At 69.6% G+C, this 11,782-nt stretch carries 12 protein-coding genes; 8 read left to right on the top strand and 4 right to left on the bottom strand.

Annotated elements, in window-relative coordinates; all coding sequences use genetic code 11:
• Positions 1–55 precede the first annotated feature (55 nt).
• The 7 genes from AB0M51_RS32380 (at position 56) to AB0M51_RS32350 (ending at position 5,778) form a co-directional block, all read left to right on the top strand.
• Entirely contained in the window at positions 56–901 is an 846-nt protein-coding gene (locus tag AB0M51_RS32380; protein ID WP_344192611.1) for a phosphotransferase, read from the top strand.
• A gap of 203 nt (positions 902–1,104) precedes the next feature.
• The gene (locus AB0M51_RS32375) at positions 1,105–1,947 is read left to right on the top strand and encodes a LysR family transcriptional regulator (protein ID WP_344192615.1); all 843 of its coding nucleotides are present in this window, start codon (positions 1,105–1,107) and stop codon (positions 1,945–1,947) included.
• Positions 1,944–2,468 (top strand): tRNA 2'-phosphotransferase, encoded by a 525-nt coding sequence (locus tag AB0M51_RS32370; RefSeq protein ID WP_344192617.1) that lies wholly within the window; start codon positions 1,944–1,946, stop codon positions 2,466–2,468. Before AB0M51_RS32375 ends, AB0M51_RS32370 begins: the two co-directional genes overlap by 4 nt.
• 60 nt (positions 2,469–2,528) lie before the next feature.
• The gene (gene eno, locus AB0M51_RS32365; protein WP_344192619.1) at positions 2,529–3,809 is read left to right on the top strand and encodes a phosphopyruvate hydratase; all 1,281 of its coding nucleotides are present in this window, start codon (positions 2,529–2,531) and stop codon (positions 3,807–3,809) included.
• Positions 3,810–3,828: 19 nt separating this feature from the next.
• Entirely contained in the window at positions 3,829–4,398 is a 570-nt protein-coding gene (locus AB0M51_RS32360) for a septum formation initiator family protein (RefSeq protein WP_344192621.1), read from the top strand.
• Positions 4,395–4,877: a DUF501 domain-containing protein gene (locus AB0M51_RS32355; RefSeq protein ID WP_344192623.1), complete on the top strand. Its 483-nt coding sequence runs from the start codon at positions 4,395–4,397 to the stop codon at positions 4,875–4,877. Before AB0M51_RS32360 ends, AB0M51_RS32355 begins: the two co-directional genes overlap by 4 nt.
• Entirely contained in the window at positions 4,870–5,778 is a 909-nt protein-coding gene (locus tag AB0M51_RS32350) for a Ppx/GppA phosphatase family protein (protein ID WP_344192625.1), read from the top strand. Before AB0M51_RS32355 ends, AB0M51_RS32350 begins: the two co-directional genes overlap by 8 nt.
• Here AB0M51_RS32350 and AB0M51_RS32345 read toward each other — a convergent pair.
• Positions 5,771–6,343, bottom strand: coding sequence for a helix-turn-helix domain-containing protein (locus AB0M51_RS32345; RefSeq protein ID WP_344192627.1), 573 nt, complete (start codon positions 6,341–6,343; stop codon positions 5,771–5,773). The two genes, AB0M51_RS32350 and AB0M51_RS32345, sit on opposite strands and share 8 nt — an antisense overlap.
• Positions 6,344–6,474: 131 nt before the next feature.
• Between AB0M51_RS32345 and AB0M51_RS32340 the strand changes: the two genes are divergently transcribed.
• Positions 6,475–7,914 carry an MFS transporter gene (locus AB0M51_RS32340; protein WP_363751770.1) on the top strand — a complete coding sequence of 480 codons (1,440 nt, stop codon included), beginning with the start codon at positions 6,475–6,477 and terminating at the stop codon, positions 7,912–7,914.
• A gap of 39 nt (positions 7,915–7,953) precedes the next feature.
• On the opposite strand, the gene AB0M51_RS32335 is transcribed toward AB0M51_RS32340, so the two are convergent.
• From AB0M51_RS32335 to AB0M51_RS32325, 3 genes are read right to left on the bottom strand one after another with little or no spacing between them, the layout of a single operon-like run.
• Positions 7,954–8,979, bottom strand: a complete 1,026-nt coding sequence (locus AB0M51_RS32335; protein ID WP_344192633.1) for a LacI family DNA-binding transcriptional regulator — start codon at positions 8,977–8,979, stop codon at positions 7,954–7,956.
• Positions 8,980–9,003: 24 nt separating this feature from the next.
• Entirely contained in the window at positions 9,004–10,440 is a 1,437-nt protein-coding gene (locus tag AB0M51_RS32330) for a sulfatase-like hydrolase/transferase (RefSeq protein WP_344192635.1), read from the bottom strand.
• A complete protein-coding gene (locus AB0M51_RS32325; protein WP_344192637.1) occupies positions 10,437–11,693 on the bottom strand; it encodes an MFS transporter in 1,257 nt (418 codons plus the stop codon). The genes AB0M51_RS32330 and AB0M51_RS32325 overlap by 4 nt, the downstream gene beginning before the upstream one ends.
• Between the last annotated feature and the right edge of the window lie 89 nt (positions 11,694–11,782).

Raw genomic sequence — 11,782 nt, 5'->3', positions numbered from 1 at the left:
CACGGATGACGAAATCCGCTGGTGAGTTGCCGGCGGGCTCTGCCAGGCTGCCCGGATGGACGTCGCCGAGGTACTGCGGGAGCACTGGGACCTGAAGGTTTCCGGGCTGGAGGTGCTGACCGGGGGGATGAACTCGGCTACCTGGCTGGCGATCTGTGGGGTGGATCGGGTTGTGCTGAAGGCGGTCGGGGCCGATGACGCGGGGTTCGAGCCTGGGCTGGAGTTGGCTCGGCGGTTGGACGACGCCGGGGTGACGACCGGGCGGCCGTGGGTGAGTAAGCACGGGCGGTTGGTGGAGCGGGTCGACGGGCGGCAGGTCGCCGTACTCGAGTATGTCGACGGGGCTGAGCTGGTTCCTTCGGATCAGGCTGAGATCGGTGACCTGCTCGGTCGGGTGCACTCAGCCGCGCCGCTCGAGGCGGGCGACACCGCGGAGTGGCTGCGGTTCCTGATGCCGTTCGAGGACTCGCTGGATCTCGAGCCGTGGATCCGGCCGGCCGTCGAGTCCGCGGTGGCGGACGCGATCGCGCTCGGCCCCGTGTCGTGGGCGTGGTTGCACGGGGATCCGGCGGCGGAGGCGTTCCGGCGGCAGGCGGACGGCCGGGTCGGCCTGATCGACTGGGGCAGCGCGATGCGGGGGCCGATCCTGTACGACGTCGCGTCGGCGGCGATGTACGTCGGACGGCCCGTCGTACCGGCGTACCTCGAGCGGCGGCCCGACCTGGTGGCGGAACTCCGCGACGGCCTTGAGGTCTTCCTCCGCGTCCGGTATGCCGTACAGGCGGGCTACTTCGCCTGGCGGATCACCACCAACCTCCTCACCGGCATCTCCAGCCCGGCCGACAACCACAAGGGCCTGGCCGACGCCCGCCGCTCCTTCGGTATAGACCGAGACAGGTAGGCGCTTTTGAGGGACTAGGAGCGAGGCAGCCGCAGATCTCGCCGTATCGCGTCGCCGGAGAAGAACGAGGTGTCGCCGGTGCCTGCCCCTCCGGCGATGAGCACCCGGCCGATGTCGATTCCCAGTCTGTTCATGTCTCCAGCGTCAACGCCAGAGCTATCCAGCAGAACTAGTTCTTATCGATATAGCTATAGTTTCAAGTGATGGAGCTGATCGCGGAGGATCTGCAGGCGTTCGCGGTGTTCGCGCGGTGCCGGAACTTCACGCGTGCCGCGGAGGAGTTGCATGTCAGCCAGCCCGCGCTGCACGTCCGGATCCGCAAGCTGGAGGCGCGACTCGGCACCCAGCTCTACGAGAAGCACGGCCGGCAGTTGTTCCTCACCGGTGCCGGGGAGCGGCTGGCTGCGTTCGCCAACGACACGCGGGACCGCACGGCCGACTTCCTTCGTACGCTCGACGCCGCGCCGCCACGGCCGCTCGTCCTGATCGCCGGCTCGGGCGCCTATCTCTACCTGCTCGGCGACCGACTCCGCCGCTACCTGGCCCGCGGCAACGAGCTCCGGCTGCGGACCGGCGACGCCGCCGAGACCCTGGCCGCGGTCCGCGGCGGCGACGCGGACGCCGGTGTCACCGCGCTCGGCGTCCCGCCCGACGACCTCGACTGCACCCTGATCGCGAAGTTCCCGCAGACGCTCATCGTGCGCAACGACCACCGCCTGGCGGGTCGTCGTACCGTCCGCCTGAGGGACCTCCAGGACGAGGCCCTCGTGGTACCGCCGAAGGACCGCCCGCACCGGCAGCAGTTGGAGCGGAGCATGCTCGACCAGGGCATCCAGTGGTCCGTGGCGGTCGAGGCCGAAGGGTGGGAACTGCTCGTCCAGTTCGTGCGTCTCGGTATCGGACCGGCGGTCGTGAACGGTTCGGTGAAGACGACGAGTGCGGTGCGGAAGATTCCGGTCAAGGACCTGCCGCCCATCAGGTACTACCTGATCACCAGGTCGGCCCGCGATTCCCGGGTGGACGCACTGAGGAGAGCGCTGACATGAGCCGTGACAGCCGCGCGATCTCCAAGCTGCTCCGGCATACGGTCGGTGAGCGCAACCTCACGATGAGTGCGGACGGGTGGGCCGCGATCGCCGATGTCCAGGGCCTGCTCGGGCTGACCCGCGAGCGTCTGGACGTCGCCGTACGGGAGAACGACAAGCAGCGGCTGCAGGTCGACGGCGAGCGGATCCGGGCGTGCCAGGGGCATTCACTGGAAGGCATGCCCGTGACACGTGAAGCCTTGGAGAACAGTTGGGAACGCGTTCACCCCGAGGACCTGCTCTGGCACGGCACCACTCGCGAAGCACTTCCCGCGATCCGGCGGGAGGGGCTCACAGCGGGACGCCGTACCCACGTGCATCTGGCGCCCGCGAAGGACAGCCGGGTCGGGCGGAGGAGCGGCGTAGAAGTCTTGCTGGGTGTGGATTCGGGGAATCTCGAGGTCTATCGGGCGCCCAACGGAGTGTTACTGACGCGAGAGGTACCTCCGGATGCGATCGTTAGGTGTGACGCGGTCCACTGAGCGAGGTGGTCTGGGGGCTAGGCTCGGGAGCGATTCGTCATCGAGAACTTGGGAGTCAATGTGGCCACCATCGAGGCCGTCGGCGCGCGCGAGATCCTCGACTCGCGCGGCAACCCCACTGTCGAGGTCGAGGTTCTGCTCGACGACGACACCATCGCCCGCGCGGCCGTCCCGTCGGGCGCGTCCACCGGCCAGTTCGAGGCCGTGGAGCTGCGCGACGGCGACAAGGAGCGGTACAGCGGCAAGGGCGTGCAGAAGGCCGTCACCGCCATCCTCGAGGACATCGACAAGGAGATCGTCGGGTACGACGTCCACGAGCAGCGGCTGATCGACCAGGCGCTCCTCGACCTGGACGGCACCCCGAACAAGGCCAAGCTCGGCGCGAACGCGATCCTCGGCGTCAGCCTCGCGGTCGCGAAGGCCGCCGCGGACACCTCCGGCCTGCCGCTCTTCCGGTACGTCGGCGGCCCGAACGCGCACGTCCTGCCGGTGCCGATGATGAACATCCTGAACGGCGGCGCGCACGCGGACAGCAACGTCGACGTCCAGGAGTTCATGATCGCCCCGATCGGCGCCGCGACGTACGGCGAGGCGCTGATGCAGGGTGCCGGCGTCTACCACGCGCTGAAGGCGGTGCTGAAGGAGCGCGGCCTGTCCACCGGCCTCGGCGACGAGGGCGGCTTCGCGCCGAACCTGGACAGCAACCGGGCCGCCCTGGACCTGATCGCCGTCGCGGTCGAGAAGGCCGGCCTGCAGCTCGGCAAGGACATCGCACTGGCCATGGACGTGGCCGCGAGCGAGTTCTACACCGACGGTGTGTACGCGTTCGAGGGCGGCAAGAAGTCCGCCGACGAGATGATCGCGTACTACGCCGACCTGGTGTCGTCGTACCCGATCGTCTCGATCGAGGACCCGCTGAACGAGGAGGACTGGGACGGCTGGAAGGCCATCACCGGTGAGCTCGGCAGCAAGATCCAGATCGTCGGCGACGACCTGTTCGTGACCAACGTCGAGCGGCTGCAGCGCGGTATCACCGAGAAGTCCGCGAACAGCCTGCTGGTCAAGGTGAACCAGATCGGCTCACTGACCGAGACCCTGGACGCCGTCGACCTGGCGCACCGCAACGGCTTCACCTGCATGATGAGCCACCGCTCGGGCGAGACCGAGGACACCACGATCGCCGACCTCGCAGTGGCGACCAACTGCGGCCAGATCAAGTCCGGCGCCCCGGCCCGGACCGACCGGGTCGCGAAGTACAACCAGCTGCTCCGGATCGAGGAGGAGCTCGACGACGCGGCGACGTACGCCGGTCGCTCGGCCTTCCCGCGGTACCAGGGCTGATCCTTCGGAGGTAACAGGTATGCCGTCCCGTCGGGAATCCGGTGCACGACCCGGCTCGCGTCCGTCGAGCCGGACCCAGTCGCGTCCACCGGCCCGGCGGGGCGACCAGCCGAAACGCCGTACGGCGGGAACGACCGCCGAGCCGGAGCGGACCCGCGGTTCGCGCAACCTGACCGGCCGGGCTGCCGTCGTCCTGCTGGTGCTGGGCGCGCTGATCGTGTCGTACGCGCAGAGCCTGCGGGTGTGGTTCGACCAGCACCAGCAGATCAGCGCGCTGAACCAGGAGATCCGGGACCGGGAGAAGCGCGTCGGCGAGCTGAACGACGAGATCGCCCGCTGGCAGGACGACGCGTACGTGAAGGCGCAGGCCCGGCAGCGGCTCGGCTGGGTGATGCCGGGCGAGGTCGGGTACCGCGTGATCGGCGCCGACGGCAAGCCGGTCGGCGCCCCGCCGGAGCCGTCGACGCCCGCCGACGGTACGGCGGACCCGCAGAAGCCGACCTGGTACACGAAGCTCTGGGGGAGTGTGGAAGGAGCCGGCAACCCACCGGCCCCGGCGGCGACGCCGTCACCTAAGGTGACCAGGTGAGCGTCACCCCCGCCGACCAGGAAGCAGTCAGTAAGCAACTGGGCCGGACCGCCCGCGGCATCCGCGCGATCGCGCACCGCTGCAGCTGCGGCCTTCCCGACGTGGTCGAGACCGAGCCGCGACTGCCGGACGGTACGCCGTTCCCCACGACGTACTACGTGACCTGCCCGCGGCTGGCGTCCGCGATCGGGACCCTCGAGGCGTCGGGTCTGATGAAGGAGATGACCGACCGCCTGGCCGACGACGAGGACCTGGCGGCCCGGTACCGCGCGGCCCACGAGTCGTACCTCGCGCACCGCGAGTCGATCGAGCACGTCGTGGAGATCGCCGGCATCACCGCGGGCGGGATGCCGACCCGCGTCAAGTGCCTGCACGTCCTGGCCGGCCACTCGCTGGCTGCCGGCCCGGGCGTGAATCCGCTGGGTGACGAGACCCTGGAAGCCCTGGAGGACTGGGGTCGTCGAGGCCCGTGTGTCTGACCGGGTCGCCGCGATCGACTGCGGCACCAACTCGATCCGGCTGCTGATCGCCGACCTCGCCGACGGTCAACTCGTGGAGGTCGACCGCCGGATGACGATCGTCCGCCTCGGCCAAGGGGTGGACGCCACCGGCGCCTTCGCAGCGGAAGCCCTGGACCGGGTGTTCGCGGCAGCCGAAGACTTCGCCGCTGTCATCCGCTCCAGGGCCGTCAGCAGGATCCGCTTCGTCGCCACCTCGGCCGCCCGCGACGTGAGCAACCGCGACGAGTTCTTCGCGGGCATCGAGCAGCGGCTCGGCGTACGCCCGGACATCATCACCGGCACCGAAGAAGCCGAGCTGAGCTTCCGCGGCGCGACGACCTCCCTCGACCTGCCAGCGCCGTACCTCGTCACGGACATCGGCGGCGGTTCGACCGAGCTGGTGCTGGGCGACAGGAGCGGCGTACGGGCGGCTCAGTCGCTCGACATCGGCTCCGTCCGCCTCACCGAGCGGCACGTGACCACCGATCCGACCGCGCCCGCTGAACTCGCCGCGATCGCGGAAGACATCGACGCACTCCTGGACACCACCACGGTCCCGCTCCACGAGGCCCGCGCGCTGATCGCCGTCGCGGGCACCGCTACCACTGTCGCCGCGGTCGCCTTGAACCTCCCTGAGTACGACCGGAACGCCGTACACCACGCCCGCCTCACCACGGCTCAGCTCCGCGAAACGACCACCTGGCTGACCACCTCGACCCACGCCGACCGGGCCGCGCTGCACTCGATCCACCCCGGACGGGTGGACGTGATCGGCGCCGGCGCCCTCATCCTCCAGCGCCTCGTCGACCACCTCCCGGTCGACTCCCTCACCGTCTCCGAGCACGACATCCTGGACGGGGTCGCGCTCTCCCTCACCTAGCCCGGACGCCGTCCAGGGCGATGGCGAGGACGCGGTCGCGCTGGGCCTGGTCGACGAAGCCGGCGGCGGTGAGGCCGCTGACCATCCGGAGCAGGTCGTCGAACGAGACGTCCTTGCGGGCCTCGCCGGACTGCTGGGCGCGTTCGAAGAGCGGGGTGCCGGCGGCGTACATCGCGGCGCGGGCGGTCTGGAAGCTCTCGGACTCGCGGTTCAGCGACTCCCAGATCGCGCGCTTGGTGGCGGCGTACTCGACGAAGCGGTGCAGCCAGGTGGTGAGCGCCTCCCACGGCGGCAGGCCGGCCGCGTCCTCGGCGGCGATGCAGAGCTCCTCGATCTCGCCGAAGTACACCGCGTTCAGCAGGTCCTGACGGGTCGGGAAGTTCCGGTAGAGGGTGCCGATGCCGACACCGGCCTGCCGGGCGATCTCCTCCAGCGAGGCCCCGACGCCCTTGCTCGCGAACGCGTCCCGGGCCGCGGTGAGCAGCGCGTCGAAGTTCCGTCGCGCGTCCGCCCGCTGCGGCCGCCGTACGTCGACCCGCAGCGCGGGCCGGATCTGCTCGCTCATTTGCTCACCTTAACCAGCTTGGTACCGGAGGTACCCCTCCGCTATAGTGGAGGCATACCTCGACTTTATCAGGCCGAGAAACTCCCGCGCCGCGTCCCGGCGCGAGCATCCCCTTTCCGAAGGACTTCCGCATGCCTGTCATCAGGTCTGGCAATCCACGACTGACCCTGGCGGTCCTCGCCACGGTGGTCGCCTCGTTCTCCATGCTGCAGTCGCTGGTCAGCCCGGCGCTGCCCGTTATCCAGCACGACCTGCACACCACCCCGGGCACGGTCACCTGGGTCTTCACCGCACTCCTGCTCTCGGTCTCCGTCGCTACCCCGCTGCTCGGCCGGATCGGCGACATGGCGGGCAAGGAGCGCACGATGTTCATCGCGCTGGCCGCGCTCGCGGTCGGCTGCCTGGTCGCGGCGCTCGCGCCGAACATCGGCGTACTGATCGCCGCCCGGATCTTCCAGGGTGTCGGCGGTGCCGTGTTCCCGTTGGCGTTCGGGATCATCCGCGACGAGTTCCCGGCCGAGCGCGTCCCATCCGTGGTCGGTGTGGTGTCGGCCGTCATCGCCGCGGGCGGCGGGCTCGGCATCGTGCTGGCCGGCCCGATCGTCGAGTGGCTCGGCTGGCGGTGGCTGTTCTGGATCCCGATGGCGGTCGTCACGATCGCCACCGCGCTGGTACGCCGGTATGTCCCGGAGTCGCCGAACCGGGTCCCCGGGCGGATCGACTGGCTCGCCGCCGCCTTCCTGTCCGGGTGGCTGATCGCGTTGCTGCTGCCGTTGAGCACCGGCCGCACCTGGGGCTGGGGTTCGGTACGGACGGTCGGCCTCTTCGCGCTGGCCGCCGTACTGCTGGCCGGCTGGATCGCTGTCGAACTGCGCTCGCGGAACCCGCTGATCGACATGCGGATGATGCGCCTGCCCGCGGTGTGGACGACGAACTTCGTCGCACTGTTGTTCGGGGCCGCGATGTTCGCGGTGTACGCGTTCGTGCCGCAGTTCCTGCAGATCCCGAAGACGGCCGGGTTCGGGTTCGGGGCGAGCGTCACGCAGGCCGGTTTGCTGATGCTGCCGATGCTCGTGACGATGGCGCTCGCCGGGTCGTTCAGCGGTCCGCTCGCGGCGCGGTTCAGCGCGAAGGCGCAGGTCGTGTCGGGTTCGTCGGTGATCCTGGTCGGGGCGCTGATGTTCGCGGAGTTCCACGACGCGCGGTGGCAGATCGCGTTCTCGACGGCGCTCTTCGGCCTCGGGCTCGGCCTCGCGTACGCCGCGATGACCAGCCTGATCGTGCAGAACGTCCCGCGCGAACAGACCGGCGCGGCGACCGGGATGAACACCAACATCCGCACGATCGGCGGCTCGATCGGCACGGCCCTCGCCAGCTCGATCATCACCGGTCACACCCAGCCGTCCGGCCTCCCGGCCGAGTCCGGCTTCACCGACACCTTCGCCCTACTCTCCGCCTTCGCCGCCGCGGCCGTCGTACTCGCCCTGGCCATCCCGGCCGCGCGCCGTACGGCCTCGACCGTCGCGGTGCCGACTGCCACTGGCGAGGTGTCTGAGGAAATCGCCGCCTGATGCTCCCGTTCGGCTGCGGACGTCAGTGCCCCGCGTGGGTCACCGGGGTTCGCAGCCGCAGGAGGTCCGGGGGTGCAGGACCGGTTGTGGCGGGGCGAGAGGTCCGTCGGTAGGCGTACCGATCTCGGCCAGCAGGACGCGCGCACAGACCCGGCCGATCTCGGTGGGCTGGACGGCGATGCTGCTGACCGACGGCGTCCACAGTTGCGACTGGAGCAGGTCGTCGATGCCGACCACCGAACAGTCCTCGGGTGTGTAGCCCTTCAGCTGCAGGGCTTTGAGCAGTCCGTACGCCACCTGATCGCTGTGGCAGAGAATCCCGCGCGGTGGCGGCCCGTGGTCGAGCAGCCTGGTCGCCGCCTGGTACGCGTCGACGATCCCGGCGTCGAACGGCGCCGACCACGTCTCGTCGCACACGGCACCGGCCGCGGCGGCCGCCTCGCGGAAGCTCCGTTCGCGGGCGACCCGCGGTGTCGCGAGGAGGTTGCCGCCGAAGTACGCGATCTCCCGGCAGCCGTGCGTACCGGTCAGATGCTCGACGCCGATCCGCCCGATCATCAGGTCGTCGGTGCCGACGAACGGTACGCCGGAGTCCGGGAAGGCCCGGGTGAGGACGACGAACGGCAACTGGCTCCGCGACATCTCGGCAACGTCGTCGGCGCCCGTCCGCAGCGCCGGGATGATGATCACGCCGGCCACGCGCTGCTGGACCAGGGTGCGGAACAGGCGCTGCTGCGTCTCGACGCTCTCGGAGGTGTTCACGATCGCGGCGAAGTACCCGAGCCCGGTCAGCACCTCCTGCGCGCCGAGCGAGACCTCGGCGACCAGCGGGTTGACGATGTCCGGCATGACCAGTCCGACCACGTCGTTGCGCTGCGTCCGCAGGCTGGCGGCGGCCTGGTTGTACACGTACCCGAGGCGGTCGGCCTCGGCGAGTACCGACTCACGCGTGGCCGTGGAGACGAGCGGACTGCCCCGCATCACCAGCGAGACAGTGGCCCGCGAGACGCCGAGCGAGTTCGCCACGTCCAGCATGCGCACGCGGCGTCGCGTCTCGTTCGGCATCCCGTTCGCTCCCGTCGTCGCTCCTCAGTCCCACTGAACGACGATTGTCGCAGCGTCCGCGTCCCGGTCGAGCGCGAGCAGCCCGTCCCGGCCGCCGTTACCCGGCGCGGCGCCGACGATCAGCGGACGGTTCGCGCTCAGCGTGTCGAAGTCGGTCTCCGCGAGGTCCGGGAAATGCTTGGCTGCCTGGCCGCGGAGTTCGACCACCGTGTCCCGGACCCGGATGTTGTAGGCGTGGTTGACCGTCTCGCCAGGATCCCGGCGCCGGTCGATCAGGTACTCCTTGGCGTCCGGCGCCGACCAGATGTACTTCCACTCGTCCGTGATCACGGCGTACAGACCGAGCTCGCCCTGCTGGAACTGGCCGAACACCACGCGATCCCGTTCCGGGTTCTGCAGCGGTACGCCGTCCGTCGCGGGGATCGGGACGCCCGCGGTCGTCAGCACCGTCGGCAGCACGTCGACCAGGCCGGCCGGGGCGTCGACCGGTCCCGGCGCGAATCCGGGGCCTGAGCAGATCATCGGCACCCGGGCCGCCGCGTCGAGGAACGACCGCTTGCCGAAGCATCCGTAGTCGCCGAGGAACTCGCCATGATCCGCGGTCAGCACGATCACCGTGTTCTCGAACTGGCCGCGCCGCTTCAGCTCCTCGACCACGCGGCCGATCTGGTGATCGACGTACGTGACGGAGGCGTAGTAGTACGACTTGATCAGCTGCCAGAGCCGTCGGTCGCGGCCGCCGTCGCGGTACTTGTAGCGATTCTGCAGCCGGTTGTACGCCGTCAGCAGCCCGTCGCCGGACAGCGGCAGTTGCGGATCCGGCATCAGTGAGGCCGGATAACGCTGGTGCCACGGCGCCGGGGGAGTGAACGGCGGGTGCGGCGCGATGAAGCTGGACCAGAGGAAGAACGGCCCGTCCTCGGTCCGGAGGAAGTCGATCGATCGGTCGGCCACCCAGGTCGTGGGATGGAGTTCCGCGGGTAGCTGGGAGAGCTGCGGGACGTAGTACATCTCGTCTCGCAGGCCGTGCGGGTACTCGACATGTCCGAAGCCCTGGTCGCGGACCCAGGCCAGATAGTCGTCGGACTCCGTCGTACCGAACTCCTCCTCGCTGTCGCGGGTCTGGAATCCGCGCAGCGCATCGCCGTCCGGCGTGAAATGCATCTTCCCGACCCCGTGCGTTCGATAGCCCGCGGCGGTCAGCTCGCTCATCAGCGTCGGTCCGTCCGGCATCGGCGACCCGTTGTCGTAGCACTCGTTGACGTACGGCTCGCGTCCGGTGATGAGACTGGCACGGGCCGGGACGCACACCGGGGACGGCGTGTACGCCGACCTGAACAGTGCACCACGGGCCGCGAGCGCGTCGATCGCGGGCGTCTCGACGATCGGGTTGCCGTAGCAGCCGAGGGCGTCCGCGCGCAGCTGGTCGCAGAGGATCAGCCAGATGTTCGGCCGGCTCATCGGACCGCCGTCAGGGACTGCGGCCGGCGCGGCATGTAGACGGTCCCGATCAGGACGCTGAGGAACGTCGCGATCGCGAGGATCCACGCGAACGCGGTGAAACTGCGCGCCACGATGAGCGGGACCACCAGGCTCCACCCCGCGAGCAGCATCTTCTGGGCGAAGATGATCGTCCCCTGCGCCGTCGACCGCAGCATGGTCGGGAACAGCTCCTGGCACCAGACCCGGTACAGCTGCTCCTGCCCGCACGACGACGCGAGCGCGTTGATGACGATGAAGGCCACGATCGCCACCGAGTTCGTGACGGGGAAGACGATCAGCAGCAGGGCCGCGACAACGGAGAAGAAGCCTGCGACGCCGTACAGCAGGCGCCTGTTCACCCGGTCGACCAGCGGCATGAAGAGGAATCCGACGCCCAGGCCGACGAGGGCGAAGTTCAGCGCGTTCAGGCCGACGCTGGCCGCCTGTCCCTTGGCGCCGACGGTTTTGAGGATGTACGGCAGGAAGAAGCCGAAGGTGCCGGCCGCGACGCTGCCGAGCGTGTGTACGGCGAAGACGAACACCAGCGGCTTCGCGAGAGCGGGCCGGAGCAGTTCGCGCAGCTGCGCGGCCGTCACCTGCGCCCGGTCGGCCTGGGCCGCGGACCAGATCTCGGACTCACCCATTCGCCGCCGCAGGAACCAGGTCACGAAGGCGACCAGCACGAGCTGCCCGAACACGATCCGGATCCCGAGGACGCCGAGGTCCGCGACCGCCAACGCCAGCAGCAGACTGACGACCGGCCCGAGGCTCCAGAACACCGAGGTCAGCCCGATTGCCTTCCCGCGCGACCGCTGCGGTGCGATCTCGCCGACGAGCGCCCAGGACGTCGGTACGTCGGCGCCGACGGCCAGGCCCATGATGATCAGCCCGACGAAGAGCGTGACGCTGTTGAACGCCGCGACCACGAGCAGCCCGCCGAGAACGTAGAGCAGCAGGTCGTACTGGTAGATCCGCTTCCGGCCGAACAGGTCGCCCAGGCGGCCTCCGATCAGGGCGCCGACGGCGTACGACGCGGCGTTCGTGCCGAGGGCGCCGAGCAGGCCGACCGTCGACTTGCTCATCCCGAACTCGGCGGACCACAGCGCCAGCCCGGACGACGCCGCAACGATCGACCCGGCATCGATGTAGTCGGCCATACAGGCCAGGACCGTTCGGCGGACAGGGACGCGGTCGGCCCGCCCGGCCTGAGCCGCCTGGGTCTCGATGCGCATGGTGTGCTCCTCACTTAGATCGATCTAAATCAGGATGAGATCGATCTAAATCAGCGTCAAGGCCTCAGCCTGACCGGATCCGGTCGCGA

This window comes from Kribbella sp. NPDC051137 (assembly GCF_040682535.1).
Classification (GTDB): domain Bacteria; phylum Actinomycetota; class Actinomycetes; order Propionibacteriales; family Kribbellaceae; genus Kribbella; species Kribbella karoonensis.
This window is presented reverse-complemented; position numbering and strand designations above follow the sequence as displayed.